General features: G+C 64.5%; 24 protein-coding genes. 1 reads left to right on the forward strand and 23 read right to left on the reverse strand.

Annotation, left to right across the window (positions count from 1 at the left end):
- The 18 genes from hemE to AC1Q7H_RS15580 form a co-directional block, all read right to left on the reverse strand.
- Window positions 1–1,092, reverse strand: coding sequence for a uroporphyrinogen decarboxylase (gene hemE / locus AC1Q7H_RS15495; protein WP_211980422.1), 1,092 nt, complete (start codon window positions 1,090–1,092; stop codon window positions 1–3).
- Between the two features lie 52 nt (window positions 1,093–1,144).
- On the reverse strand, window positions 1,145–2,095 hold the full coding sequence (locus AC1Q7H_RS15500) for an alpha/beta hydrolase (protein WP_211980423.1): 951 nt from the start codon (window positions 2,093–2,095) through the stop codon (window positions 1,145–1,147).
- A 50-nt stretch (window positions 2,096–2,145) separates the two neighbouring features.
- Complete coding sequence (locus tag AC1Q7H_RS15505) at window positions 2,146–2,586, reverse strand: CoA-binding protein (RefSeq protein ID WP_013958382.1); 441 nt, start codon at window positions 2,584–2,586, stop codon at window positions 2,146–2,148.
- A gap of 693 nt (window positions 2,587–3,279) precedes the next feature.
- Window positions 3,280–3,696 carry a F0F1 ATP synthase subunit epsilon gene (locus AC1Q7H_RS15510; protein ID WP_013958383.1) on the reverse strand — a complete coding sequence of 139 codons (417 nt, stop codon included), beginning with the start codon at window positions 3,694–3,696 and terminating at the stop codon, window positions 3,280–3,282.
- A 142-nt stretch (window positions 3,697–3,838) separates the two neighbouring features.
- Window positions 3,839–5,242, reverse strand: a complete 1,404-nt coding sequence (gene atpD / locus AC1Q7H_RS15515) for a F0F1 ATP synthase subunit beta (RefSeq protein ID WP_211980424.1) — start codon at window positions 5,240–5,242, stop codon at window positions 3,839–3,841.
- Between the two features lie 33 nt (window positions 5,243–5,275).
- Window positions 5,276–6,151: a F0F1 ATP synthase subunit gamma gene (gene atpG, locus AC1Q7H_RS15520; protein ID WP_211980425.1), complete on the reverse strand. Its 876-nt coding sequence runs from the start codon at window positions 6,149–6,151 to the stop codon at window positions 5,276–5,278.
- A gap of 74 nt (window positions 6,152–6,225) precedes the next feature.
- The gene (atpA, locus tag AC1Q7H_RS15525; protein WP_013958386.1) at window positions 6,226–7,767 is read right to left on the reverse strand and encodes a F0F1 ATP synthase subunit alpha; all 1,542 of its coding nucleotides are present in this window, start codon (window positions 7,765–7,767) and stop codon (window positions 6,226–6,228) included.
- 39 nt (window positions 7,768–7,806) lie between these two features.
- Entirely contained in the window at window positions 7,807–8,349 is a 543-nt protein-coding gene (locus AC1Q7H_RS15530) for a F0F1 ATP synthase subunit delta (protein ID WP_035825604.1), read from the reverse strand.
- 2 nt (window positions 8,350–8,351) lie between these two features.
- Complete coding sequence (locus AC1Q7H_RS15535; RefSeq protein WP_013958388.1) at window positions 8,352–8,822, reverse strand: F0F1 ATP synthase subunit B; 471 nt, start codon at window positions 8,820–8,822, stop codon at window positions 8,352–8,354.
- A 98-nt stretch (window positions 8,823–8,920) separates the two neighbouring features.
- Window positions 8,921–9,187 carry a F0F1 ATP synthase subunit C gene (gene atpE / locus AC1Q7H_RS15540; RefSeq protein ID WP_013958389.1) on the reverse strand — a complete coding sequence of 89 codons (267 nt, stop codon included), beginning with the start codon at window positions 9,185–9,187 and terminating at the stop codon, window positions 8,921–8,923.
- Window positions 9,188–9,248: 61 nt separating this feature from the next.
- Window positions 9,249–10,115, reverse strand: a complete 867-nt coding sequence (gene atpB / locus AC1Q7H_RS15545) for a F0F1 ATP synthase subunit A (RefSeq protein ID WP_026201048.1) — start codon at window positions 10,113–10,115, stop codon at window positions 9,249–9,251.
- Window positions 10,116–10,359: 244 nt separating this feature from the next.
- Window positions 10,360–10,863 carry an ATP synthase subunit I gene (locus tag AC1Q7H_RS15550; RefSeq protein WP_211980426.1) on the reverse strand — a complete coding sequence of 168 codons (504 nt, stop codon included), beginning with the start codon at window positions 10,861–10,863 and terminating at the stop codon, window positions 10,360–10,362.
- A 357-nt stretch (window positions 10,864–11,220) separates the two neighbouring features.
- Complete coding sequence (locus AC1Q7H_RS15555; RefSeq protein ID WP_153954229.1) at window positions 11,221–12,123, reverse strand: ParB/RepB/Spo0J family partition protein; 903 nt, start codon at window positions 12,121–12,123, stop codon at window positions 11,221–11,223.
- 14 nt (window positions 12,124–12,137) lie between these two features.
- The gene (locus tag AC1Q7H_RS15560) at window positions 12,138–12,911 is read right to left on the reverse strand and encodes a ParA family protein (RefSeq protein ID WP_013958393.1); all 774 of its coding nucleotides are present in this window, start codon (window positions 12,909–12,911) and stop codon (window positions 12,138–12,140) included.
- Between the two features lie 84 nt (window positions 12,912–12,995).
- Window positions 12,996–13,697 carry a 16S rRNA (guanine(527)-N(7))-methyltransferase RsmG gene (rsmG, locus tag AC1Q7H_RS15565; RefSeq protein ID WP_013958394.1) on the reverse strand — a complete coding sequence of 234 codons (702 nt, stop codon included), beginning with the start codon at window positions 13,695–13,697 and terminating at the stop codon, window positions 12,996–12,998.
- A gap of 21 nt (window positions 13,698–13,718) precedes the next feature.
- On the reverse strand, window positions 13,719–15,677 hold the full coding sequence (mnmG, locus tag AC1Q7H_RS15570) for a tRNA uridine-5-carboxymethylaminomethyl(34) synthesis enzyme MnmG (protein WP_211980427.1): 1,959 nt from the start codon (window positions 15,675–15,677) through the stop codon (window positions 13,719–13,721).
- Window positions 15,678–15,888: 211 nt separating this feature from the next.
- The gene (locus AC1Q7H_RS15575) at window positions 15,889–16,761 is read right to left on the reverse strand and encodes an N-formylglutamate amidohydrolase (RefSeq protein ID WP_211980428.1); all 873 of its coding nucleotides are present in this window, start codon (window positions 16,759–16,761) and stop codon (window positions 15,889–15,891) included.
- Window positions 16,762–16,764: 3 nt separating this feature from the next.
- Window positions 16,765–17,760, reverse strand: coding sequence for a tripartite tricarboxylate transporter substrate binding protein BugE (locus AC1Q7H_RS15580; RefSeq protein WP_035825589.1), 996 nt, complete (start codon window positions 17,758–17,760; stop codon window positions 16,765–16,767).
- A gap of 155 nt (window positions 17,761–17,915) precedes the next feature.
- Between AC1Q7H_RS15580 and AC1Q7H_RS15585 the strand changes: the two genes are divergently transcribed.
- Complete coding sequence (locus tag AC1Q7H_RS15585) at window positions 17,916–18,851, forward strand: LysR substrate-binding domain-containing protein (RefSeq protein ID WP_153954225.1); 936 nt, start codon at window positions 17,916–17,918, stop codon at window positions 18,849–18,851.
- A gap of 259 nt (window positions 18,852–19,110) precedes the next feature.
- Here the strand turns inward: AC1Q7H_RS15585 and AC1Q7H_RS15590 are convergent, their stop codons facing one another.
- From AC1Q7H_RS15590 to AC1Q7H_RS15610, 5 genes are all read right to left on the reverse strand, one after another.
- On the reverse strand, window positions 19,111–19,854 hold the full coding sequence (locus AC1Q7H_RS15590; RefSeq protein ID WP_211980430.1) for an ABC transporter ATP-binding protein: 744 nt from the start codon (window positions 19,852–19,854) through the stop codon (window positions 19,111–19,113).
- Window positions 19,855–19,863: 9 nt separating this feature from the next.
- Window positions 19,864–21,705 (reverse strand): branched-chain amino acid ABC transporter ATP-binding protein/permease, encoded by a 1,842-nt coding sequence (locus AC1Q7H_RS15595; protein ID WP_492379560.1) that lies wholly within the window; start codon window positions 21,703–21,705, stop codon window positions 19,864–19,866.
- Between the two features lie 3 nt (window positions 21,706–21,708).
- Window positions 21,709–22,761: a branched-chain amino acid ABC transporter permease gene (locus AC1Q7H_RS15600; protein WP_013958401.1), complete on the reverse strand. Its 1,053-nt coding sequence runs from the start codon at window positions 22,759–22,761 to the stop codon at window positions 21,709–21,711.
- Window positions 22,762–23,308: 547 nt separating this feature from the next.
- Window positions 23,309–24,460 (reverse strand): ABC transporter substrate-binding protein, encoded by a 1,152-nt coding sequence (locus tag AC1Q7H_RS15605; RefSeq protein ID WP_013958402.1) that lies wholly within the window; start codon window positions 24,458–24,460, stop codon window positions 23,309–23,311.
- Window positions 24,461–24,746: 286 nt separating this feature from the next.
- A complete protein-coding gene (locus AC1Q7H_RS15610; RefSeq protein ID WP_153954223.1) occupies window positions 24,747–25,508 on the reverse strand; it encodes a sulfite exporter TauE/SafE family protein in 762 nt (253 codons plus the stop codon).
- Window positions 25,509–25,557 lie beyond the last annotated feature (49 nt).

Below are 25,557 nucleotides of genomic sequence, written 5' to 3' on the forward strand. Positions count from 1 at the left end.
TCACTTCTGCTCAGCGCGCAGCTTGCGGCTGTGGCGATGCACTTCATCCACCAGCACCGAGACGTTCTCCGGCGGCGTGAACTGCGAAATGCCGTGGCCCAGGTTGAATACGTGACCATCACTGCCCCCGGCGGCGGCATAGCTGTCCAACACGCCGCGCACCTGCTCGCGGATCGCGGCCTCGGGGGCGAACAGCACGGTCGGGTCGATATTGCCCTGCAGCGCCACGCGCCCGCCGGTGCGCCGGCGCGCTTCGGCCAGGTTGACGGTCCAGTCCAGCCCGATCGCGTCGGCGCCGGTGTCAGCCAGCGCCTCGAGCCACAGGCCGCCGCCCTTGGTAAAGACGATCGCGGGCACCTGCTGCCCATCGTGTTCGCGCTTCAGGCCGGCCAGCACCCGGCGCATATAGGCCAGCGAGAACGCCTGGTACATGCCATCGGCGAGCGCCCCGCCCCAGGTGTCGAAAATCATCACGGCCTGTGCGCCGGCTTCGATCTGGGCATTCAGGTATGCCGTCACCGCCTGGGCGTTGATCTCGAGAATGCGGTGCATCAGGTCCGGGCGGCCGTACATCATCGCCTTGACCGTGCGGAAGTCGTCCGAGCCGCCACCTTCAACCATGTAGCACGCCAGCGTCCAGGGGCTGCCGGAAAAGCCGATCAGCGGCACGCGCTGGCGGCCGTCCTGGACCAGTGCGCGGCGGATCTCGCTCACCGCGTCAAAGACGTACTGCAGCGACGCCATGTCCGGCACCGCCAGTTTCTGCACGTCGGCTTCGGTGCGCAGCGGATGCGCAAAGCGCGGGCCCTCGCCCTGCGCGAACGACAGGCCCAGGCCCATCGCGTCGGGCACGGTCAGGATGTCGGAAAAGAGAATCGCCGCGTCCAGCGGATAGCGGTCCAGCGGCTGCAGTGTCACTTCCGTGGCGTAGGCCGGGTTCTTGGCCAGCCCGAGAAAGCTGCCGGCGCGGGCCCGCGTGGCGTTGTACTCGGGCAGGTAGCGGCCCGCCTGGCGCATCAGCCATAGCGGCGTGTATTCGGTCGGCTGGCGGCGCAGCGCGCGCAGGAAGGTATCGTTCTGCAGTGCGGTCATGGTCATCCTCGTAAGACCGCCATTCTAAGGGATGGCTGCGGGCGGATGCCGCTCAGACGTCGTCGATCATCCCGGCGAAGGCCGCTGCGGCACGCCGCATCCATTCGCGCGCGCGTTCGGCATCGGGCTGCAGCCGCGCGAAACCGTGGGTCATGCCGCCGGCCTCGATGGTAATCACCGGGGCGTCGTGGCGCACCAGGAAGTCGGCATAGGCCAAGCCGTCGTCGCGCAGCACATCATGCGCGGCCACCATCAGCACGGTGGCAGGCGGGCGCACCGGCGGCGCGGCCATCAGGTGCACACGGGGGTCGGGATGGGCGGCGCCCTGCGCCAGGGCCTCGGCGCCGATGAACTGGGCCCAGAACCAGGCCATCTCGTCACGCGTCAGGCCAGGACCGTCGGCAAAGGCGCGGTAGCTTTCGGTGCTGAGCACCGGCGCCGTCACGGGATAGATCAGCAGCTGCGCATCGACCCGCGCCGCGCCGCCGCTGTTGAGTTGCTGCGCTGCCTGCGCCGCCAGGTGGCCGCCGGCGCTGTCACCCGCCACGGCCAGGAAGTCGGTCGCCAGCCCGAGTGCCTGGCGTTGAGCGGTGAACCACTGCACGGCCTCGGCAGCATCGTCGCAGGGAGCAGGGAACGCGTGCTCGGGGGCGAGGCGGTAGTCGACGCTGGCCACCGCGCAGCCCGTGTCGGCCGCCAGCAAGGCGGCAACCGTATGGTGCGTCTGCGCCGAGCCGATCACCCAGCCGCCACCGTGGAAGTAGACCACCAGCCGCGGCGCGGTCTTGCCGGCCGGGCGGAACAGCCTGGCGCCCAGCGTGCGGCCAGCGAGCGCAAGCTCCAGGTCCTGCACCGTGATGCCTGGCGGATCCGGCAACAGCGACGCCGCCGCGATCTCGGCGAAACGGGCCCGCTGCGCGGGAATGTCGGCCGGCGCGGGCGCATTGGCGTAACGCTCCGCCAGGCGGCGGTAATAGGCAAGCAGTTGCGGATCGATGGCCATGGTTGGCGGCTGAAGGGAAAGCGGAAAGTAGAAGCGGTGCCTGACGGGAATCAGTCCAGCCCGAGCTGGTGCGTCAGCTCGACCTTGCTGCAGCAATCCTGCACCGCCAGCAGGCCGGCATCGGAAGCGCGGCGCACTGCCTGGTCGTTGACGATGCCCAACTGCAGCCAGACACCCTGTGCGCCAACGGCGATGGCCTCATCGACCACGCCGGGCGTTTCCTCGGCACGGCGGAAGATGTCGACCCACGCGATGGGGCTGCCTGCTGCCGCGGCAGCGTCGGCGGCTTCGCGCAGCGTGGCGTGGCAGGTCTCGCCCAAAATGCGTTCGCCGGCATGACGCGGATTGACCGGCACGATCCGGAAGCCGTGGTCCTGCAGGAATTCCGCTACCTCATGGCTGGGACGCTCCGGGCGGTCGGACAGGCCGACCACGGCCACGGTCTTCATCGCCAGCATGGCTTGTATGGCTTGCTGCATCTCAGGGCGCATCGCGTCTCCGGGTGGACAAGGGCGGGCCCGCGGACATGCAAAAACAACTCGAAGGCCTCAGGCGTCCTGAATCGTAACCGGAATTGTCACGCAGAGATTGGTGGGGGAGCGAACACGTAAATCGCGTCATTAAAGATAATGCAACGACACCTTTCTGCGGTTAACGTGACGTGAACGCGTGAAAATATGCCGAACACGCCAGATCCTGGCACCTCGGGCTTTCAACTTCTTGCAAAACGATACATTTTGTTACTGCCATGCCGGGGAGTTTCCCCCACAATGCATTGACACACCCGCTGTCCGCGGCGTGTGGCGCCCCAGTGAATAAGGCTGTTCAGACTTAAAGGGGTGTGGTGAAGAAAGCCTTTTTGAAGCAATAACCGATTTTCCGATCCAGCAGATCGCCGCTGGACCGGAGCACCAGGTAGACCGTTGCAGCGCGTGGCCTTTGCGGCCTCTGGTCGGATATTGGATATCCGTTGCGCCTTGATTGTCGGCCTGGACCGAACCCGTTCCTTCGAATTGACCCCTCGAAGGGATTTTCCCGTCCGCGCGGAGCCTCCCCGGCCCGCGCGCTTTTTTTTGTCCAGGCAGGACAAAAGCATATCGCCACGCCCAAAAAAAAGGCAGCCATCGGCTGCCTTTTTTCATTGTCGCGCCAGAAAAACAACAGCGCGACAACCGACTAATTGCTTACTTCTTACGACGCAGGCGGGCGATGGCAGCCAGTTGGGCAGCCGCCACGGCGAGCTCACTCTGAGCGCGCGCCAGATCCAGATCGCTGCTCTGGTTCTGCATCAGCTCTTCGGCAGCACGCTTGGCTTCCCGCGCCTTGGCTTCGTCCAGGTCGCCACCGCGGATAGCGGTGTCGGCCAGCACGGTGACGTGCTTGGGCTGGACTTCGAGAATGCCGCCGGCAACGAACACGAACTCTTCGCTGCCGTCTTCCTTCTCGATCCGCACCGCACCCGGCTGGATGCGCGTGATCAGCGGCGTGTGACCCGGCAGAATGCCCAGTTCACCCGACTCGCCCGGCAGCGCCACGAACTTCGCCTGGCCGGAGAAGATCGACGTTTCCGCGCTGACGACGTCTACAAGAATGGTTGCCATATCAGATCCTTTCTCCTGAAAGCTTTGGCTTCCCGTTTCCGGGAAGCAAGTATTTCGCCTTCGTGCCAGGCGCGGCCGCCGCAGACAGTAGATTAACTACGGCAAGGCAGCCGCAACGACGCATGAAGGCGAAAGACGCCGCTTACTGGAGCTTCTTGGCCTTTTCGAAGGCTTCGTCGATCGAGCCGACCATGTAGAACGCCTGCTCGGGCAGGTGATCGCACTCGCCATCCACCAGCATCTTGAAACCACGGATGGTTTCCTTCAGCGGCACGTACTTGCCCGGCGAACCCGTGAACACTTCGGCCACGTGGAACGGCTGCGACAGGAAACGCTGGATCTTACGAGCGCGGTTCACGGCCATCTTGTCTTCCGGCGACAGTTCGTCCATGCCCAGAATCGCGATGATGTCGCGCAGTTCCTTGTAGCGCTGCAGGGTCTGCTGTACGGCGCGCGCAACGTTGTAGTGCTCCTGGCCAACCACTTGCGGGTCCATCTGACGCGAGGTCGAGTCGAGCGGGTCCACTGCGGGGTAGATACCGAGAGCGGCAATGTCACGCGACAGCACCAGGGTCGAGTCCAGGTGCAGGAAGGTGGTAGCCGGCGACGGGTCGGTCAAGTCATCCGCAGGCACGTAGACGGCCTGGATCGACGTAATCGAGCCAGTCTTGGTCGACGTAATACGCTCCTGCAGCTTGCCCATTTCTTCAGCCAGCGTCGGCTGGTAGCCCACGGCGGAAGGCATACGGCCCAGCAGTGCCGACACTTCGGTACCAGCCAGCGTGTAGCGGTAGATGTTGTCGACGAAGAACAGGATGTCACGGCCCTCGTCGCGGAACTTCTCGGCCATGGTCAGGCCGGAAAGTGCCACGCGCAGACGGTTGCCCGGCGGCTCGTTCATCTGGCCGAACACCATGGCCACCTTGTCGAGCACGTTCGAGTCCTTCATTTCGTGGTAGAAGTCGTTCCCTTCACGGGTACGCTCGCCCACGCCGGCGAACACCGACAGACCGCTGTGCTGCTTGGCGATGTTGTTGATGAGCTCCATCATGTTGACGGTCTTGCCCACGCCTGCGCCACCAAACAGACCCACCTTGCCGCCCTTGGCGAACGGGCAAATCAGGTCGATCACCTTGATGCCGGTTTCGAGCAGGTCGGTGGAAGGCGACAGTTCGTCGAACTTCGGCGCCTTCTGGTGAATCGCGCGCCGCTCGTCGGAAGCGATCGGGCCAGCTTCGTCGATGGGGCGACCCAGGACATCCATAATGCGGCCCAGCGTGCCTTGACCCACCGGCACCGAGATCGGCGCGCCGGTGCTCTTCACCGGCATGCCGCGGCGCAGGCCGTCCGACGAACCGAGGGCAATGGTACGGACCACGCCGTCACCCAGCTGCTGCTGGACTTCGAACGTCAGGCCCTTTTCGGCGAACGACGTTTCGCCGCTGTCTTCCAGCACCAGCGCGTCGTACACCCTCGGCATCGCGTCGCGTGGGAACTCGATGTCCACCACGGCGCCGATGCACTGCACAATATTTCCGATACTCATTTCGTATCTCCGATAGCTTGAATTCTTAACGCTTCAGACCGCTGCCGCACCGCTGACGATCTCTGACAATTCCTTGGTGATCGCTGCCTGCCGGGTCTTGTTGTAGTCCAGCTGCAGTTCGCCGATCACGTTCTTGGCATTGTCGGATGCCGCCTTCATAGCCACCATGCGCGCCGACTGTTCGGACGCCATGTTCTCGGCCACGGCCTGGTACACCAGCGCCTCGACGTAGCGAACCAGCAGCTCTTCCACCACGGTCTGCGCGTCAGGCTCGTAGATGTAGTCCCACGAGTAGGCGCGCTTCTCTTCTTCCGTCTGCAACAGCTTGTCGGCGGCGAGCGGCAGCAGTTGCTCAACCATCGGTTCCTGCTTCATCGTGTTGATGAACTTGGTGTACGCGATGTACACCGCATCGACTTCACCATTGGTGAATGCATCGAGCTGGACCTTGATCGCGCCGATCAGCTTTTCCAGGTGCGGGGTGTCGCCGAGCTGCACCACATTCGAGGCCACCTTGGCGCCGATGCGGCTCAGGAACTGCATGCCCTTGCTGCCGATGGCAGTGGCTTGCACAGCCACGCCGCGACCCTGCAGGCTCTTCAGCTCGTTGGTCACCGCACGCAGCACGTTCGTGTTCAGACCGCCGCACAGCCCCTTGTCGGTCGTGACCACGATCATGCCGACGCGCTTGACTTCGCGCTCCTGCATGAACGGGTGCTTGAACTCGGGGTTGGCCGAAGCCAGGTGCGCCGCGATGTTACGCACTTTCTCGGCATAGGGACGGGCATTGCGCATCCGTTCCTGCGCCTTGCGCATCTTGGATGCGGCGACCATCTCCATCGCCTTGGTGATCTTGCGCGTGTTCTGCACGCTCTTAATCTTGGTTCGAATCTCTTTCGTTCCGGCCATACTTTCCTCTCCGTCCGAACCAGCGCCGCGCCGGCGTTAGCCAGGCGCGGCGGCGGTATCGGAGAATTGCGCGGTTAGAACGCGGCGGACTTCTTGAAATCCTCGATCGCGGCACGCAGGGCGGGTTCATCTTCCTTCGAGAGCTGCTTGGTCTCTTCGATACGGTTGATGAGGTCGGCGTACTTGGTCTTCAGATGGTCGTGCAGGCCCTTCTCGAACGGCAGAATGTCCTTCACTTCCACGTTGTCGAGGAAGCCGTTGTTGGCGGCGAACAGCGACGCGGCCAGCTGCCACACCTGCTGCGGCTGGTATTGCGGCTGCTTCAGCAGCTCGGTCACGCGGCGGCCGCGCTCCAGCTGCTTGCGGGTGGCATCGTCCAGGTCCGAAGCGAACTGCGCGAAAGCAGCCAGTTCACGGTACTGGGCGAGGTCGGTACGGATACCACCGGCCAGGTTCTTCACCACCTTGGTCTGGGCAGCACCACCCACGCGCGACACCGAAATACCGGCATTGATGGCGGGACGGACACCGGCGTTGAACAGGTCGGTTTCCAGGAAGATCTGGCCGTCGGTAATCGAAATCACGTTGGTCGGCACGAACGCGGACACGTCGCCGGCCTGCGTTTCGATCACCGGCAGCGCGGTCAGCGAACCGGTCTTGCCCTTGACGGCGCCGTTGGTGAACTTCTCGACGTACTCGGCGTTCACGCGCGCGGCACGCTCCAGCAGGCGCGAGTGCAGGTAGAACACGTCGCCCGGGTACGCTTCACGGCCCGGCGGGCGGCGCAGCAGCAGCGACACCTGGCGATAGGCCCAGGCTTGCTTGGTCAGGTCGTCATAGACGATCAGCGCGTCTTCGCCGCGGTCGCGGAAGTACTCGCCCATGGTGCAGCCGGCGTAGGCAGCCAGGTACTGCATGGCGGCCGAGTCCGAAGCGGCGGCGGCCACGACGACGGTGTATTCCATCGCGCCGTGCTCTTCCAGCTTGCGCACCACGTTGGCGATCGTCGAAGCCTTCTGGCCAATGGCGACGTACACGCAGTACATGCCCTTGCCCTTCTGGTTGATGATCGCGTCGACAGCCACGGCGGTCTTGCCGGTCTGGCGGTCGCCAATGATCAGCTCACGCTGGCCACGGCCGATCGGCACCATCGAGTCGATCGACTTCAGGCCGGTCTGCACCGGCTGGCTCACCGACTGACGCGCGATCACGCCCGGGGCGACCTTCTCGATCACGTCCGTTTCCTTGGCGTTGATCGGGCCCTTGCCGTCGATCGGCTGGCCCAGCGTGTTGACCACGCGGCCCAGCAGTTCCTTGCCCACCGGCACTTCCAGAATGCGGCCGGTGCACTTGACCGTGTCGCCTTCGGAAATGTGTTCGTAGTCACCCAGCACCACGGCGCCGACCGAGTCGCGCTCGAGGTTCAGCGCGAGGCCGAAGGTGTTGCCGGGGAATTCCAGCATCTCGCCCTGCATCACGCCGGACAGGCCGTGCACGCGGCAGATGCCATCGGTCACGGAAATCACCGTGCCGGTGTTGCGCACTTCAGCTTCAGCGCCAAGGCCCGAGATGCGGGTCTTGATCAGCTCGCTGATTTCTGAGGGGTTCAGTTGCATCACAATGCTCCTAATTCTTCAATCCGTCGGCCGGTGCGGTCAGGCGGTCAGCGTGGCTTGCATGGCAGCCAGGCGCGTACGCACGGAGGTGTCGAGCACTTCGTCGCCGACCTTGACGCTCACGCCGCCGATCAGGGACGGGTCCACCGCCACCTTCGCGTACAGCTTGCGGCCGAACTTGCGTTCGAGTGCAGCGACCAGGTCGTTCAACTGCGAACCTTCCAGCGGGAATGCGCTGGTGATCTCGACATCCGACGACCCTTCGCGGGCGTTCTTGAGCACATGGAACTGCTCGGCGATTTCCGGCATCACCGTCAGGCGGCCGTTATCCACCAGCAGCTTGACGAAGCGGCGAGCCTCGTCATTCAGCGGGGACTTCAGCACCGACAGGAACAGTTCGGCCAGCTTCTCGCCGGGAACGTTCGGATCGCCGGCTACCGCCTTCATGTCGGGATTGGCAGCAACCTGCCCCATCTCCGACACCAGCTCGGACCATGCACCCAGATTGCCTGCGCTCGATTCGCTGGCGACGCGGAACAGCGCCTCAGCGTAGGGACGGGCAATGGTTGCGGTTTCAGCCATGATTAGAGCTCAGCCTTGAGTTGATTGAGCAGGTCGGTGTGGACCTGCGCGTTCACTTCACGCTTGAGGATCTGCTCGGCACCCTTGACGGCCAGCACGGCAACCTGGTCACGCAGTTCTTCGCGTGCACGGGTAACCTGCTGGTCTGCTTCGGCCTTGGCCTGGGCAATGATGCGTGCGGCTTCTGCCTGGGCGTTTTGCTTGATCTCGTCCGCCGTCAGCTGGGCGCGCTTCTCGGCGTCAGCGACGCGTTGTGCACCCTCGGTGCGGGCTTCGGCCATAGCCTGGTCCACACGCTTGTTGGCGAGTTCGAGCTCGGCCTTGCCCTTCTCGGCAGCGGCGAGGCCATCGGCGATCTTCTTTGCGCGTTCGTCGAGCGCCTTCACCAGCGGCGGCCAAATGAATTTGGCAACAACCCACCACAGGATGAAGAACACGACCATCTGCGCAAAAAACGTTGCGTTCAGATTCATGGTGTGTTCCTTTCGGTAATCAAACTACAGATAAATGCGCAAGGGCGGCCAGGCTAGTGGCCCGCGCCGCCCGTCAGCATCATGCAGACCGAAAAGAATTACTTGATGACAGCCAGCAGCGGGTTGGCGAAGGCGAACAGCATTGCAACACCCACGCCGATCAGGAATGCAGCGTCGATCAGGCCAGCCAGCAGGAACATCTTGGTTTGCAGCGGGTTCATCAGCTCAGGCTGACGTGCGCAGGCTTCGATGTACTTGCCACCCATCAGGGCGATACCCAGGCAGGCGCCGATAGCGCCCAGGCCGATGATGATGCCGATACCGATGGCGGTCAGACCCTGGATGTTGGCGAGAAATGCTTGCATGATGACTCCTTTAATTTAGAGAGACTTAGAACCAAAAAACCAAAAAACCAAAAACCGGAAATCAGTGGTGATCGTGAGCCTGGCCGATATACACCAGCGTCAGCATCATGAAAATGAAGGCCTGGAGCAGGACGATCAGAATGTGGAAGATCGCCCATACCGTGCCGGCCACCACGTGGCCGACAAAGCCCAGCGCGGACAGGTCGGCGCTGAACGTCCAGATGGAACCCAGCAGCGCGATCAGCAGGAACACGAGTTCGCCGGCGTACATGTTGCCGAACAACCGCATGCCGAGCGAAACGGCCTTGGCCAGGAATTCAATCAGGTTCAGGACCAGGTTGAACGGGGCCAGGTACCACTTGGCGCCGAACGGGGCCGAGAACAGTTCGTGCATGAAGCCGCCCGTACCCTTGATCTTGAAGCTGTAGTAGATCATCAGGACCAGCACCGAGCACGACATGCCCAGCGTGCCGTTCAGGTCGGCCGTGGCCACTGCGCGGTGGTGGGGAAGGTGAATGTGGAAGACGCCGAGCAGGCTGTTCAGGCCGGTGACCCAGTCGACCGGAATCAGGTCGATCGCGTTCATCATGGTGATCCAGCAGAACACCATCAGCGCCAGCGGCGCAATCCACGAACGGTCGCCGTGGATGATGCCCTTGGCCTGGTCGTCGACCATCTCGACGATCATCTCGACGAAGGCCTGGAAGCGGCCCGGCACGCCGGCGGTGACGCGGCGCGCGGCGACATACAGGAACAGCACGGCGATGGCGCCGCACAGCACGGACCAGAACACCGTGTCGTAGTTGAGCACGGAGAAATCGACCACCGACGCTTGCTTGCCGCCGACCGAGTTCAAGTTCTGCAAGTGTTCGGCGATATAGCCGGAGGGTGTCAGCGCGTGTTCGGCGCCTTGGGTAGCATCAGACATGTCGATACGAACGGTATATTGCGAAATCTTCAGGCCGCGCGCCGCCACTGTCTGGCAAACGCCCGGTACGCGTCTTGCATTGCCTTCGGCGGATTCGCCGGTCACCGCGATGCAAGCGGGGTCCAACCTTGGCCGTGTCCGGTGTCACTGCGATGAAACCCGCGGTGAAACCGTCACGGAAAACTCTTGATATTCCGTTTCGGTGCCCCACCTCCGGGTGAAGCACCGTTTTCGAGCGGCTGGCCTAGCGCATCGCCAGGGCCACCACCCAATATGTCTTTAGCGCCAGCAGGAACGTGACCAGCATCGGCACCCAGCGCAGATCCCGGTACAGCACCACGACCAGCACCAGCAGTGCCACGGTGCCGAAGACCTTGATCGCCTCACCCAGCACCAGCCCGCCGACCGACGCCCGGTCGCGCGCCAGCCACAGGCGCAAGGCGAAGAATCCGCTCGGCACGAAGCACACCATGCCGCCGAACAGCGCCGACCACCCATACGGCCCCGCCTCTTTCGCGAACAGCGCCCAGCACAGTGCCGACAGCAGGGAAACCAACACCTGCGCCAGGACAACCTTGCCCGGGGTCATGCGCGAAGGGCGCAACGCGCGCTCGCCAAACAGCGTCACCGCCTCGGCGTGCGACAGCGGATCGACAGCCTCTTCCTCACGTTCTGCGCCTTCTTTCCAGTCATCCCAGTCATCTTCCTGACGGGACCCGGCGCCTCGCTGCTGACGGTCTTGAACCACTACCTGCCTGCCTCATTCCAGGCCGGAACTTTTCGGCCCGACCAGAATTCAAACCGCACGATTTTAAGGGGAACTACTGATTGGCGTCAATCCGCTTACATTTACCTTGCAGTGCGTTGTGCACAACGGTTGCCATCACGATGGCATGATGGCCGCGCAAAAATTGCGCAGCAATGATGTTTGACGTAATTGGATTGCGCAGCGAACCCTGCGCATGATGAGGGATTACCGGGCACGCCGTACGTATACCTGCCCTTGGAACGACCACTGCAGCGTACACGCAACAGTCATCGCCGCAATGTCCGTTAATCGCACCGAATTGCGCACGCGAAGTTACGTGCGCCTTCGCATCTTGCCTCAGGCGACCTTCTGCTTTTCGGTGGATTCGCGCAGGCGCACGAGCACGCCTTCCAGCGCGTCGTTGTCGCTGAAGTGGATGGTGAGCTGGCCCTTGCCGCGCATGCCCAGCTTGATCTGTACCGCCAGGCCCAGCGCATCGGACAATTCTTCTTCCAGCCGTGCCACGTCGCGCACGTTGTTGGCGCCCTTCTGCTTGAGCGACTTCAGGTCGAACGGCTTGAGCGTGGAGGCCACCAGCTTCTCGGTCTCGCGCACCGACAGCCGCTTGTTCACGATCTGGTTGGCCAGCGTGATCTGGTTGGCGCCGTCCACCGCCAGCAGCGCGCGCGCGTGGCCCATGTCGAGGTCGCCCGCCATCAGCATGGTCTGCACCGGCGCGGCCAGGTTCAGCAGGCGCAGCAGGTTCGACACCGCGCTGCGCGAACGGCCGACCGACTCGGCCGCCTGCTCATGCGTGAAACTGAATTCGCGGATCAGGCGCATGATGCCCTGCGCTTCTTCCAGCGGGTTCAGGTCTTCGCGCTGGATGTTCTCGATCAGCGCCATCGCGGCCGCGGCTTCATCGGCCACGTCCTTCACCAGCACCGGCACCTTGTCCAGGCCGGCGAGCTTGGACGCGCGGAAGCGCCGCTCGCCCGCGATGATTTCATAGCGGTCCGGCTCGGCCACGCGGCGCACCAGGATCGGCTGCATCAGGCCCTGCGCGCGGATGCTGGCGGCCAGCTCCTGCAGCGCGCCTTCATCCATGCGCGTGCGCGGCTGGTACTTGCCCGGCTGCAGCTGGCTCAGGCGCAGCACCGTGGGCGCACCCTCCTGCTTCACCGATTCAACGATTTCGGCCGGCCCGCCCAGCAACGCTTCGAGGCCGCGGCCCAGGCCCTTTTTCTTTGCAGTGCTCATGCTTGCCCTCTCCTTCAGCCCAGCTGCCTGACGCGCGCGATCATCTCGGCGCCGAAATCCAGGTACGCTTTTGCGCCCTTCGATGACGGATCGAACGCCACGCCCGGCATGCCATAGGACGGCGCCTCGGCCAGGCGCACATTGCGCGGAATCAGGGTCTTGAAGACCTTTTCACCGAAGTGCGATTCCAGCTGCGCCGACACCTGCTGCTGCAGCGTGACGCGCGGATCGAACATGACGCGCAGCAGGCCGATCACCTGCAGGTCGCGGTTCAGGTTGGCGTGCACCTGCTTGATGGTGTTGACCAGGTCCGACAGCCCTTCCAGCGCGAAGTACTCGCACTGCATCGGCACGATCACGCCGTGCGCGGCGCACAGGCCGTTCAGCGTCAGCAGCGACAGCGACGGCGGGCAGTCGATCAGCACGAAGTCATATTCGTCATTGACCTCTTCGATGGCCTGCCTGAGGCGGCGCTCGCGCTGGTCCAGCTCGACCAGCTCCACTTCCGCGCCGGCCAGTTCGCGGTTGGCGGGCAGCACGTCGTACCTGCCGGTCTCGGAACGCTGGCGCGCCTGCTTGATGCTGGCCAGGCCCACCAGCACCTGGTACACGCTGTGCTCCAGCGCCTGTTTGTCGATGCCCGAACCCATCGAGGCATTGCCCTGCGGGTCCAGGTCGACCAGCAGCACGCGCTGGTCCTGCGCGGCCAGGCCGGCGGCGAGGTTCACCGTGGTGGTGGTCTTGCCTACCCCGCCCTTCTGGTTTGCGATCACGAATACCTTGGCCATAAGCTACTGAGGCTCCTGCTTCAATTCATCCGGCCAGCGCGGGGCTGGCAGTTCGTGGCGCTGCACGCAGCGCCACGGCGTACGTCATGCGTTGGCGCTTGCGCGCCGCGACAGCACCACCAGGTGGCGCTCGGCATCCAGCCCGGGCACAGTGATGTGGGGCACCGCATCGACCTGCCATTGCGCCATCAGCCCGGCAGCTTCCATGCGGTCCAGCTCGGCCTGTGGATAAACACCCTTCATGGCGATCAGCTTGCCGTGCGGTGCGAGGAGCTGGCCCGACAGGTTCACGAAGTCAGTCAGCTCGGCAAACGCGCGAGAGGTGATCACGGCAAAGCCATCGTCATCGTCCAGCTTCTCTACCGGCCCCCAATGCGCCGCGGCATTGGAAAGCCCGAGTTGCGCACGGCACTGGGTCAGGAAGGCGGTCTTCTTCTGCACGATGTCCACCATCAGCACCGACACGTCGGGACAGGCGATGGCCAGCGGCAGGCCGGGCATGCCGCCGCCCGAGCCCACGTCCAATACCCTGCCCCGCGCCGGCGTGCCTACCTCTGCGGCGCGCGCGGCTTCGGCCAGTGCCGGCACGGCGGCAAGCGAGTCCAGCATGTGATGCGTAAGCATCTCATCGGGGTGGCGGATTGCGGTCAGGTTGTAGACGCCGTTCCACTTGCGCAGCAGCGCCAGGTAGGCAAACAAGGTGTCGATCTGGGCCGGCGCCAGCGCCAGCCCGATCTCGGCCAGACCGGCTTCAAGGCGACGACGCTGCGCGGCGTCGTCGGTCATGGTGTGTCGCGGACCGGGCACTCAGGCGGCCTCTTCGGAGTTGCCGGAAGGTGCGCCCGACTCAGCGCGCATGCGCCCCAGCCCCTTCTTCTTCAGGTGCACCAGCAGCAGCGAGATCGCGGCCGGCGTCACGCCGGAAATGCGCGAGGCCTGGCCCAGCGTTTCCGGACGATGCTGGTTCAGCTTCTGACTGACCTCGAAGCCCAGGCCACGCACTTCGGTGTAGTCCAGCCCTTCCGGCAGGCGGGTCGACTCATTGGCTTCCAGCTTGTCGACCTCGGCCGCCTGGCGGGCGATATAGCCGTGGTACTTGATGCCGATCTCGATCTGCTCGCGGATCTGCTCCGCCAGCATCGGCTCGGCGTCCAGCGGCGTTTCCGGGGCATGGCGGCCGCCCTGCAGCGCCATCAGTGCTTCATAGCGGACTTCGGGCCGGCGCAGCAGGTCGGCCAGGCTGTACTCGCGCTCGATCGGCTTGCCCAGCAGCGGCATGGCATCTTCGGCTGGCAGCATGGCCGGGTTGACCCATGTGCTCTTCAGGCGCTCTGTTTCACGTGAAACAGCGTCGCGCTTGCGGTTGAAGGCATCCCAGCGCGCATCGTCGACCACGCCCAGTTCACGGCCGACCTCAGTCAGGCGCATATCGGCATTATCTTCTCGCAGGCTCAGGCGGAATTCCGCGCGGCTGGTGAACATGCGATACGGCTCGGTCACACCGCGGGTAATCAGGTCGTCGACCAGCACGCCCAGGTAGGCCTGGTCACGGCGCGGCGTCCACGCATCGCGTTCGCGCACATAGCAGCCAGCGTTGATGCCGGCCAGCAGGCCCTGCGCGGCGGCTTCTTCATAGCCGGTGGTGCCATTGATCTGCCCCGCAAAGAACAGGCCGCGGATCGCCTTGCTCTCCAGCGATGCCTTCAGCCCGCGCGGATCGAAGTAGTCATACTCGATCGCATAGCCGGGGCGCAGGATATGCGCGTTCTCCATCCCGCGGATCGAGTGCACCAGTTCCAGCTGCACGTCGAACGGCAGGCTGGTCGAGATCCCGTTGGGGTAGAACTCGTTGGTGGTCAGGCCTTCGGGTTCCAGGAAGATCTGGTGGCTTTCCTTGCTGGCAAAGCGATGGATCTTGTCCTCGATGCTCGGGCAGTAGCGCGGCCCTACCCCTTCGATCACGCCGGTGTACATCGGCGAGCGGTCCAGCCCGCCACGGATGATGTCGTGGGTACGGCTGTTGGTATGGGTGATCCAGCATGGCAGCTGTTGCGGGTGCTGCTCCGGACGGCCCAGAAAGGAGAACACCGGTACCGGATCCAGGTCGCCAGGCTGCTCTTCCATCACCGAGAAATCGATGGTGCGGCCGTCAATACGCGGCGGCGTGCCTGTCTTCAGGCGGCCTTGCGGCAGCTTCAGGTCCTTCAGGCGCGCCGACAGCGACACCGCTGCCGGGTCGCCGGCGCGGCCGCCGGTGTAGTTGTCCAGCCCGACGTGGATCTTGCCGTCCAGGAAGGTGCCGGCGGTCAGCACCACCGCGCGGGCGCGGAAGGCGATGCCGACCTGCGTCATAGCGCCGACTACGCGGTCGCCCTCCACCATCAGGTCGTCCACGGCCTGCTGGAACAGCATCAGGTTCGGCTGGTTCTCCAGCCGCGTACGGATCGCCTTGCGGTACAGCACGCGGTCCGCCTGGGCGCGCGTGGCGCGTACCGCCGGGCCCTTGCTGGAGTTGAGGATGCGGAACTGGATGCCGGACTCGTCCGTGGCTGCGGCCATGGCACCGCCCATGGCGTCCACTTCCTTGACCAGGTGCCCCTTGCCGATGCCCCCGATGGACGGGTTGCAGCTCATCTGGCCCAGCGTCTCGATGTTGTGAGTCAGCAGCAGCGTCTGGCAGCCCATACGGGCCGCGGCGAGTGCAGCTTCAGTGCCGGCATGGCCACCGCCGACGACGATGACATCGAATTCTTTTGGGTAAAGCATGGGACACCTCCTCCGGGAGGCTGGCGGGAAAATACGGGAATGCGAAATTATAGCGGCAATCGACAAGCCGCTTTCCGACGGTAACCATGTTTCACGTGAAACATGGCGTTGGCGATACCCGGCGAGTCGCTTGAAAGCGACGTTATGTTCCACGTGAAACAAAAAGGCCGGGCACATGGCCCGGCCGGATGTTTCACGTGGAACAAGCGCCTCAGAGTTGCGCGCGGATGTAGCCCGCAACCTGCTCGGTCAGCTTGCCAAGATCGCGCTGCAAGGTGGTGAACCCGGCATTGCGCTCGCGTGTCACCTCGTCCATATACAGCGGCCGCCGAATCTCAATCTGCAGGCTATTGCGCCGCTCGGCCGGCCGGCCGATCTGTGCGATTAGCTGCACGCCCTTGTATGGGTCGTTGCGCGCCACCGTGTAGCCCATGCCGCGCAGTTCCCGTTCGACCAGGTCGACCAGCCCCGGCTCGCAGGTGGTGCCGTCCCGGTCGCCCAGCACAAAGTCCGCCAGCGGGTGTGGGCTGTCGATCTTGAGCCGCTCGTAGGCGTTATTGGGCATGGAGTGCAGGTTCAGGTGCCAGAGCGCGCCAAAGCGCTGGTAGGCGCTCTCCACGGCCTCGGCCAGCGCCGCATGGTACGGCCGGTAGTAGCCGTCGATACGGCCCTGCACTTCCGCTACGGACAGGCGCCGGTCATAGATCGGCGTGCTGGCATCGATCCGGCTCCAGATCAGGCCGTAGCCCAGTTGCGTTTTCGGCCCTGGGGCCAGCGCTGTCGACCAGACGCCGTCGAGCTGGGCCGGATCGATATCGTCGGCCATCCGGTTCGGGTCGATATAGACGCGCGGGAAAGTCGCCGCCAGCAGCGTACCGCCTGCTGCGGGCACGGCCTCCCACAGAGCGTCGACGTGTGTGTCCTCGCCCCCGCGCAGGCGCGCGGCAGGGATCGCCGCGCCGAAGTCGGCCGGGTAGGCGGTGCCGCTGTGCGGCGAGTCGCACACCAGCGGTAGCACCTCCCCTTCCGGCAGGCGCACAATGACCGGCGGCAGCGCGGCGGCCAGGTGGTTCGCTTCAGCCATGCGTCAGTCCAGTTGGATGTTGGCGGCCTTGGCAACGCGGGCATAGCGCGCCATGGCCTGCTGGATCTGGGCCTTGAACTGCTCCGGCGTGGTCGGCACCAATGTGCCGCCGGACTCTTCCACCTTGCGCTTGAATTCAGGGTTCTGCATGGCCTTGTGGATGGCCTGGTTCAGCCTTGCCACGATGGCGGGCGGCGTGCCCGCGGGCGCGACGATGCCGAACCAACCGCCGTCGCCCATCTCCTTGTAGCCCAGTTCCGCATAGGTGGGCACGTTTGGCAACTGCGGCGAGCGCGTGGCGCCAAGCACCGCCAGCGCGCGCAGGCGGCCCGACTTCACGTGAGGCAGCGCGGAAGCCAGGTTGTCCGAGATGGCATTGACCTGCCCCGCCACCGCATCATTGAGCCCAAGGCCGGCGCCCTTGTACGGCACATGCAGCAGCTCGATCTTCGCCAGCATCTGGAAGTTCTCAAGGTTTACGTGGCCGAGGGTCCCTGTGCCCGGCGAGGCAACCGAATACTTGCCCGGATTGGCCTTGGCCAGCGCGATGAACTCCTGCATGGTTTTCGCCGGCACGCTCGGGTGCACCGTGAATACGCTTGGCATCGACACCACGTTGGTGACCGGGGCAAAGTCCTTGATCGGGTCGTACTTGAGCTTCGGGTATACAGCGGGGTTAGAGCCGTGCGTGCTGACCGTGGCCATGCCGATGGTGTAGCCATCCGGCGCGGCGTTGGCCACCTGCTCCATGCCCACCGAGCCGCCGGCGCCACCCTTGTTCTCGACCACGATCGTCTGGCCCAGCTCGCGGCCGGCAAACTCGGCCACCAGGCGCGCCGACAGGTCAGTGGAGCCGCCTGCCGCAAACGGCACGATCAGGCGGATCGGGCGCGTCGGGTAGTTGCCTTGCGCGAAGGCGCTGCCGGCAAAGGCCAGCGTGGCCGCGGCAGCGGTGCCGGACAGCAGCAGCTGGCGGCGGGATATCCGGGCTCGGATCATGGGGTTTCTCCTGTTGGTTATGTGCATGAACCGGGCGAGTGTCAGCCGTTTACCGGCTGTGCACAAACGACTATATTGCACGTTTGCATTACCAAAGATCATTCTTGCGGCGTCCGCTCCGGTAGTAACTTCCCCCCGGCCCCGCCCTCCCCGCCATGCGGCTGCATTCCCCATCGATGTCCGAACTGCACGCCTTTGCCGCCGCGGCACGGCTGGGCAGCTTCACGCGCGCAGCCGACGAGCTGTGCGTGACGCAAGGTGCTGTCAGCCGCGCCATTGCACGGCTGGAAGCGCACTTCGCCCAGCCGCTGCTGCAACGCAATGCGCACCGCCTGATGCTGACCGATGCCGGCCAGCAATTGCTCGATGCCGTGGCCGAGCCGTTGGCCGCGATCGAGCACGCCAGCGCCGCCTTGCGCGCCGGCGACCGCCGGCACCACCTGACACTATCGATCGTGCCCACGCTGGCCAGCGTCTGGCTGGTGCCGCGCCTGCCGGACTTCCACCGCCGCCATCCGGAAATCCGGCTGGACTTCGTCCCGTACCAGCGCGACGAGGACCTCTCCGGCCCGTCACCGGACGCCGCCATCCTGGCCGGTGAAGCCAGCAAGTGGCCGAGCCTGCAGGTCGACTACGTGGTGGGACGTGAAATGGTGCCGGTCTGCCATCCGGACCGCGCGCGGGCACGGCGCGAGGCCGGCCGCTGGCAGTCTCCCGCGGAGTTGCTGGACGAGCCCCTGCTCTACCACACCACCGCGCCGGCGAACTGGCAAAACTGGCTGCAGGCCGCCGGCGTACCCAACGCTGCGCCAAGGTTATCCACAGCGTTCGACCAGGTCTCGATCCTGATCCAGGCGGTGCGCGCCGACATGGGCGTCGCCGTGCTGCAGCGGTGCCTGGTACGCGACGAAATTGCCGCCGGACGCGTAACGGCGCCGTTTGACCTGCCAATTTCGCTGCAACGGGGCTATTTCCTGTGTGCGCCGAAGGAACGGCGCGATCATCCGGCGCTGACCTGCTTCCGGGATTGGCTGCTGGAGACCGCAGCGAAAGATACAGGCAGCGGCACCAATACTTTATTCACCAGATGACTTGCAGAACAAAAATTCTGCAAAATTGCATTCATCCCACAGATAAAATTCCGCAAATTATTATCTGTATGGATGTTATTCCGTAAATTGGATTGGCAAAAATCATTCCAATGGATATTGGCGTACCTACATCAGCGCACCGGTGCCGACACCCGTCCGAAGCGCCTCGGAATTGGGTTATCCCCAAAGTTATTCACACCACCAATAGAAAAGGGCCTGCATCCGCAGGCCCTCATTCCTCTGGCGAAAACCGAGCGGATCAAGCCGCCTTTTTTGCCAATCCAAGGTATGTTTCGATCACCTTCGGATTCGCCGCCAACTCGTCGGCCGGCCCTTCCATCGCCATATCGCCGGTCTCGATCACATAGCCGTAGTCCGCCACCTGCAGCGCGGCGCGTGCGTTCTGCTCGATCAGCAGCGTGGCCACGCCGGTCTGGCGCAGGTTGCTGATGATGTGGAAGATCTCCTTCACGATCAGCGGTGCCAGGCCAAGGCTGGGCTCGTCCAGCATCAGCAACTGCGGCTTTGCCATCAGCGCGCGGCCCACCGCAAGCATCTGGCGCTCACCACCGGAGAGCGTGCCGGCGTCCTGGCGTGCGCGCTCGCGCAGGCGCGGGAACTGGTCGTAGACCACGTCCATCTGGTCCAGGTAGTTCTTCTCGCCGGCGCGCTTGCGGCGGAAGGCCCCCAGCTGCAGGTTGTCCTCCACCGTCATCGACGCGAACAGCTCGCGCTTCTCCGGGACCAGGCACATGCCGCGCGCAACGCGCCCCTCCACCGGAATGCCGGCCATGTCGTGGCCGAGGTAGCTCACCGAACCGTTCGACGACCCCGTCACCGGCAGCGCACCCATGATCGCATTGAGCATGGTCGACTTACCGGCGCCATTGGGGCCGATCACCGTGACGATCTTGCCGGCCTCCACCTTCAGGTTGGCGCCGTGCACCGCTTCCACCTTGCCATAGCGGACGTGGAGGTCCTTCACTTCGAGAATCAGGCTCATGTCCGGTCCTTACTCCACGCCACCCAGATAGGCTTCCAGCACCGCGGGGTTCTTCTGCACTTCCTCAGGCACGCCCTCGGCAATGCGCGTGCCGAATTCCATCACCACCAGCCGGTCGGTCAGGTTCATCACGAAGTCCATGTCGTGCTCGACCAGCAGCACGCTCATGCCCTCGCCCTTGAGCTTGCGCAGCAGCTCGGCCAGCGCCTGCTTCTCCTTGTAGCGCAGACCCGCTGCCGGCTCGTCCAGCAACAGCAGCGCCGGGTCGCAGCACAGTGCACGCGCGATTTCAAGAATCCGCTGCTGGCCCAGCGCGAGGCTGCCGGCTTCCATATACATGCAATCGGCCAGCCCCACGCGTTCAAGCTGGCGCTTCGCTTCGAACAGCAGCTTCTCTTCCTCGGCCTTGTTCATGCGCAGGATCGCGGCCGAGACGCCGCCCTGTGCGCGGAAATCGCCGCGCAGGTGCGCGCCGATGGCCACGTTCTCCAGCACCGTCATGGTCGGCAGCAGGTGCACGTGCTGGAAAGTGCGGCCGATGCCGCGCTTGACGATCTCGCGCGACGGCAGGCCCGATATCACTTCACCACGGTAACGCACCTCCCCGCGCGTGACCGGCAGCACGCCCGTCACCAGGTTGAAGGTGGTGGACTTGCCGGCACCATTGGGACCGATCAGCCCGATGATCTCGCCCGCGCGCACCTGGAAGCTGACATCGTTCACCGCTACCAGCCCGCCGAACTCCTTGCGCGCAGCGCGCACATCCAGGATCAGTTCGCCGGCGTCGGGCTTCTGGCGCACGGCCAGGGCCTCGGCCTGCGCCGGCGCCAGTACCGGCGGACCCGAAGGAACCAGACGCCGCAGGAACGGCCAGATGCCATCGCGCGCGTATTGCAGCAGCAATACCAGCAGCACGCCGAAGACGATGATCTCGAAGTTGCCGTTGGCACCGAGCAACTTGGGCAGCACGCCCTGCAGCACATCCTTCAGGATGGTCAGGATGCCCGCGCCCAGCACCGCGCCCCACACATGGCCCACGCCGCCGACCACGGCCATGAACAGGTACTCGATGCCGTAGTTCAGGCCAAACGGCGTCGGGTTCACCGCGCGCTGCAGGTGCGCGTACAGGAAGCCCGACACGCACGCCAGCACTGCCGCCACCACGAAGATCACCACCTTCATCCACGCGGTGTTCACACCCATGGCCTCGGCCATCACGCCTCCGCCCTTGAGCGCGCGGATGGCGCGGCCCGGGCGCGAGTTCAGCAGGTTCTGCATCGCCAGCACGGCCAGCAGCACCACCGCCCAGATCAGGTAGAACATCGAGCGGCCCGACTGCAGTTCGATGCCGAAGAACGACAGCACCGGGATCCCGTTCAGGCCGTCATACTTGCCCAGGAACTCCAGGTTGCCGAACAGGAAGAACAGCGACAGGCCCCAGGCAATGGTCGCCAGCGGCAGGTAGTGGCCAGACATGCGCATCGTGATCAGCCCGATCACATAGGCCGATGCCATCGTGATCACCAGCCCCACCAGCAGCCCGAACCACGGCGACAGCCCGAACTGCGTGGTCAGGTACGCAGTGCTGTATGCGCCCAGCCCCACGAACGCCGCCTGCCCGAACGAGGTCATGCCGCCCACCCCGGTCAGCAGCACCAGCCCGATCGCGACGATGCTGTACAGGCCGATGTAATTGCCCAGCGTGATCCAGAACTCCGGCGTCGGCAGCGCCGGCAGCAACACCAGCACCACAATGAAAGCCAGCACCAGGACCCGGTTGCGGTTCAGCCGCGCACGGCTGCCTGCCTCGGCACTGGTCACCGCCGCCTGCTTGTCGGTCAGCATGGTCATGGCTTATTCCTCCTCCTCGACATGCTTGCTCGTCAGCGAGCGCCACAGCAGCACCGGAATGATCAGTGTGAAGACGATGACCTCCTTGAACGCGCTGGCCCAGAAGGACGAATAGGATTCGAGCAGCCCCACCAGCAGCGCACCCAGCGCCGCCACGGGGTAGCTCACCAGCCCGCCGACGATGGCGCCGACAAAGCCCTTCAGGCCCACCAGGAAGCCCGACTCGTAGTACACGGTGGTCAGCGGCGCGATCAGGATGCCGCACAGCGCACCCATCGCCGCGGCCAGCGTGAACGACAGCCGCCCCGCCTGCGTGGTGCCGATGCCGACCAGGCGCGCACCCAGCCGGTTCACCGCGGTCGCGCGCAGCGCCTTGCCCTGCAGCGTGCGCTCGAAATAGAAGTACAGCGCGCCGATCAGCAGCGCCGACACGCCCACGATCCACAGGCTCTGGCCCGAGATGCTGAGCGCCCCCACGTCGAAGCGCGCGTCCGAGAACGCATTGGTGCGCGAGCCCTCCGCGCCGAACATCACCAGGCCCAGCCCCACCAGCGCAAAGTGCACGCCGACCGAGACGATCAGCAGCACCAGCGTGCTGGCTTCGGCCAGCGGCTGGTAGGCGAGCCGGTACAACATCGGCCCCAGCGGGATGATGATCAGCAGCGTCAGCGCGATCTGCGCCAGCATCGGCAGCGGCTGCGCGCCATACTGCTGCGCCAGCCAGTGCACCGCGAGCGGGAATACCAGGTACTTGCCGGCCAGCACCGCCAGCCGCTGGCCCAGCGTGCGGCGCAACTCAGCGCTGCGCAGCACCGCGACGGTTTCATAGACGAAGGTCAGCGCCCCCATCGCCAGCAGCAGCCAGCTGGTCTGCGGCGCGTGCCCGGCCTGCATCGCCGCCAGCGTCAGCGCACCGTAGGCAACAAACTCCCCTTGGGGGATGAAGATGACCCGGGTCACCGAGAACACCAGCACCAGGGCCAGCGCCAGCAGCGCGTAGATCGCGCCCGAGGTGATGCCGTCCTGGGCCAGGATGGCAGCGATTGATAAGTCCATTGTCTCCCCGTCTTTTGGAAATACCTGCCTGCATCATATGGGGGCCGACAGGGTGCTATGCGCTTTGGGATTTACGCAATAGTAAACGGATTGTCCATTGTGGAAGTACAGGACAAGCCCTAACGAGAGGCGTGTGGCGGGCGTGGGCTGTCCAGCGATATCGCATCAACGCCTTCGGCTGCGCTCCGCGCAAGCGCCCAATGCCGTCACCGCATTTTGGGCCTGCGTAGCAGCCGTAGGCGTCCCCGCGATGCCGTTAGCAGCAGGCGGCCTACACCCTGCATGGGGATCGTTCAATAGTGGGTTAACGCAGGCACTGCGCCACACTCACATGGCGCAGCAGGGTCGAACGGGCAACCACGCCCCAACGGCAAGCACCACCGTGCGAACGACCAACGCCCTGGAATTGATTGAGCCGCATAGGCGACGCGTTTTTTGGTCACTTTCTGTCGCTCGGGCAAAAAGTGACTCGCCGGCTACGCCGGCGAAACAGCAGCGCTTGCCACGAGCGACACCCAACCGCATCGCACCACGCCGCCCCCAACCGTCACTTAGTCAGCAACTTCCACTTCCCATCAACAATCTGCACCATCACCCGCGCCCGCTGATCGAAGCCAAGGTGGTCGGTAGCACTCATGTTCATGATCCCATGCGACACCGGCAGATTCTTGGTCTGCTCCATCGCCTCCCGCAACGCCTTACGGAATTCCTTGCTACCCGGCTGACCCTTCTTCAGCGCCTCGGGAATGGCATGCTGCAAGATCAGCCCCGCATCCCAGGCATGACCGCCGAAGGTCGAGACCTGGCCGCCGAAGGCCTTCTCATAAGCAGTCTTGTAGGACATGGCCGGTTTCTTCACCGGATTGCTGTCCGGCAATTGCTCAGCCACCAGCAGCGGTCCAGCCGGCAGGAAGGTGCCTTCGCAATCCTTGCCGCACACACGCAGGAAGTCGGCATTGGCCACGCCATGGGTCTGGTAGATCTTGCCCTTGTAGCCACGCTCCTTGAGCGTCTTGGCCGGCAGCGCCGCGGGCGTACCCGAGCCTGCGATCAGCACGGCGTCGGCGTTGGCGCTCATCATCTTCAGCACTTGGCCGGTGACCGAGGTATCGGTACGGGCAAAGCGCTCGTTGGCGACCACCTTGATCTTGCGCAGCTCCGCCACCTTGGCAAATTCCTGCGCCCAGCTGTCGCCATAGGCGTCCGCGAAGCCGATGAAGGCCACCGTCTTCACGTTGTTGTTGGTCATGTGCTCGGCAATGGCGGTCGCCATGTGCGAGTCATTCTGCGGCGTCTTGAAAACCCAGGCGCGCTTGGCGTCCATCGGCTCGATGATGCGGGCCGAGGCGGCCATGGTGATCATCGGCGTCTCGTTCTCGGCCACCACGTCAACCATCGCCAGCGAGTTTGGCGTCACGGTGGAACCCACCACCACGTCGACCTTGTCTTCGCTGATCAGCTTGCGGGTGTTCTTGACCGCGGTGGTGGTGTCGGAGGCATCGTCCAGCACGATGTACTCGATCTTCTTGCCCGCGATTTCCTTTGGCATCAGCGTGAAGGTGTTCTTCTCCGGAATACCCAGCGATGCCGCCGGACCCGTCGCCGACACCGTCACCCCGACCTTGACCTGTGCCTGGGCTGCACCGGCAACCAGGCTCGCCGCAGCGATTGCCAGCAGGCTGGCGCGCTTGAAATCCATCTTGTCTCCTTCGGTTCCTGAAACGGAAAGGCATCCGTCCGGCGTCCACCGGCGGATGCCCGTTCTTGGATCGACCCCTCGGGTCAACGCAGGCACATCGCCGGCACCTGCGCTACAACCAGGAACGACGCGAGGCCGCTCCCCAATTTCCCCGTCCGCACCACTCCCCCGGATAGGCGCGCTCCGGCTATTCACCGACCGCTCGGTCGGGAATGCGGATCGAGTCTAGCACAGCGACCTAGTGCGAAAAGGGAGGATTAACCCGCATCGCGCCCGCCGCCTGCCGTCAGCGCAGGAACGCGTCCCAGGCGGTCTTCAGGATCAGCGCACTCACCACCACGATAAACACCTTGCGCACGAAGGCGCTGCCGTGGCGCAGGGCCAGCTTGCTGCCCACCTGGCTGCCGGCGATGTTGGCCACTGCCATCACCAGGCCCAGTTGCCACCAGATATGGCCCTTGCTGGCCAGCAACAGCAGCGCCGCCAGGTTGGTGGCAAGGTTGACCACCTTGGTCGAGGCCGCCGCGTGCAGGAAGTCATAGCCGAACACCCGCACGAACGCGATCATCAGGAAGCTGCCGGTGCCCGGGCCAAACACGCCGTCATAGAAGCCGATGGCAGCCCCAGCCAGCAGCGCCGCGACGCGCTCGCGCGACCCCGACAACGTCGGCGCATGTTCCGTGCCCAGGTCCCTCTTGGCCACGGTGTAGACCAGCAACACCACCAGCACGAACGGCAGCGCCTTGCGCAGCGGCTCCGCCGGGATCCTGGTCAGCGCCCAGGCACCGGCCATCGAGAAGATAAGGGCCGCCACCACCGCGGGCGCGGTCGCGCCCCAGTAGATGCGCACGCTGCGGCCGTAGCGCAGCGCCGCGTTGGCGGTGCCCGCGATCGAGCCCATCTTGTTGGTGCCCAGCAGCGTGGCCGGCGCGATATTGGGATAGGCCGAGAACATTGCCGGGATCTGTACCAGGCCGCCGCCGCCGGCGACCGCGTCGATCAGGCCGGCGAGAAAGGCGGCAACCGCCAGGAATGCGAATTCCGTCATTGCAGGAAGCAGGGGAAGCGAAAAGGGAAAGATCGGAGGAGATCGGTGC

The sequence above is a fragment of the Cupriavidus sp. GW823-FHT06D04 genome (assembly GCF_058795055.1).

Coding starts and splice junctions, on each gene's coding strand:
- hemE (WP_211980422.1), bottom strand. CDS start 1,092: ATGACCGCACTGCAGAACGATACCTTCCTGCGCGCGCTGCGCCGCCAG.
- AC1Q7H_RS15500 (WP_211980423.1), bottom strand. CDS start 2,095: ATGGCCATCGATCCGCAACTGCTTGCCTATTACCGCCGCCTGGCGGAG.
- AC1Q7H_RS15505 (WP_013958382.1), bottom strand. CDS start 2,586: ATGCGCCCTGAGATGCAGCAAGCCATACAAGCCATGCTGGCGATGAAG.
- AC1Q7H_RS15510 (WP_013958383.1), bottom strand. CDS start 3,696: ATGGCAACCATTCTTGTAGACGTCGTCAGCGCGGAAACGTCGATCTTC.
- atpD (WP_211980424.1), bottom strand. CDS start 5,242: ATGAGTATCGGAAATATTGTGCAGTGCATCGGCGCCGTGGTGGACATC.
- atpG (WP_211980425.1), bottom strand. CDS start 6,151: ATGGCCGGAACGAAAGAGATTCGAACCAAGATTAAGAGCGTGCAGAAC.
- atpA (WP_013958386.1), bottom strand. CDS start 7,767: ATGCAACTGAACCCCTCAGAAATCAGCGAGCTGATCAAGACCCGCATC.
- AC1Q7H_RS15530 (WP_035825604.1), bottom strand. CDS start 8,349: ATGGCTGAAACCGCAACCATTGCCCGTCCCTACGCTGAGGCGCTGTTC.
- AC1Q7H_RS15535 (WP_013958388.1), bottom strand. CDS start 8,822: ATGAATCTGAACGCAACGTTTTTTGCGCAGATGGTCGTGTTCTTCATC.
- atpE (WP_013958389.1), bottom strand. CDS start 9,187: ATGCAAGCATTTCTCGCCAACATCCAGGGTCTGACCGCCATCGGTATC.
- atpB (WP_026201048.1), bottom strand. CDS start 10,115: ATGTCTGATGCTACCCAAGGCGCCGAACACGCGCTGACACCCTCCGGC.
- AC1Q7H_RS15555 (WP_153954229.1), bottom strand. CDS start 12,123: ATGAGCACTGCAAAGAAAAAGGGCCTGGGCCGCGGCCTCGAAGCGTTG.
- AC1Q7H_RS15560 (WP_013958393.1), bottom strand. CDS start 12,911: ATGGCCAAGGTATTCGTGATCGCAAACCAGAAGGGCGGGGTAGGCAAG.
- rsmG (WP_013958394.1), bottom strand. CDS start 13,697: ATGACCGACGACGCCGCGCAGCGTCGTCGCCTTGAAGCCGGTCTGGCC.
- mnmG (WP_211980427.1), bottom strand. CDS start 15,677: ATGCTTTACCCAAAAGAATTCGATGTCATCGTCGTCGGCGGTGGCCAT.
- AC1Q7H_RS15575 (WP_211980428.1), bottom strand. CDS start 16,761: ATGGCTGAAGCGAACCACCTGGCCGCCGCGCTGCCGCCGGTCATTGTG.
- AC1Q7H_RS15580 (WP_035825589.1), bottom strand. CDS start 17,760: ATGATCCGAGCCCGGATATCCCGCCGCCAGCTGCTGCTGTCCGGCACC.
- AC1Q7H_RS15585 (WP_153954225.1), top strand. CDS start 17,916: ATGCGGCTGCATTCCCCATCGATGTCCGAACTGCACGCCTTTGCCGCC.
- AC1Q7H_RS15590 (WP_211980430.1), bottom strand. CDS start 19,854: ATGAGCCTGATTCTCGAAGTGAAGGACCTCCACGTCCGCTATGGCAAG.
- AC1Q7H_RS15595 (WP_492379560.1), bottom strand. CDS start 21,705: ATGACCATGCTGACCGACAAGCAGGCGGCGGTGACCAGTGCCGAGGCA.
- AC1Q7H_RS15600 (WP_013958401.1), bottom strand. CDS start 22,761: ATGGACTTATCAATCGCTGCCATCCTGGCCCAGGACGGCATCACCTCG.
- AC1Q7H_RS15605 (WP_013958402.1), bottom strand. CDS start 24,460: ATGGATTTCAAGCGCGCCAGCCTGCTGGCAATCGCTGCGGCGAGCCTG.
- AC1Q7H_RS15610 (WP_153954223.1), bottom strand. CDS start 25,508: ATGACGGAATTCGCATTCCTGGCGGTTGCCGCCTTTCTCGCCGGCCTG.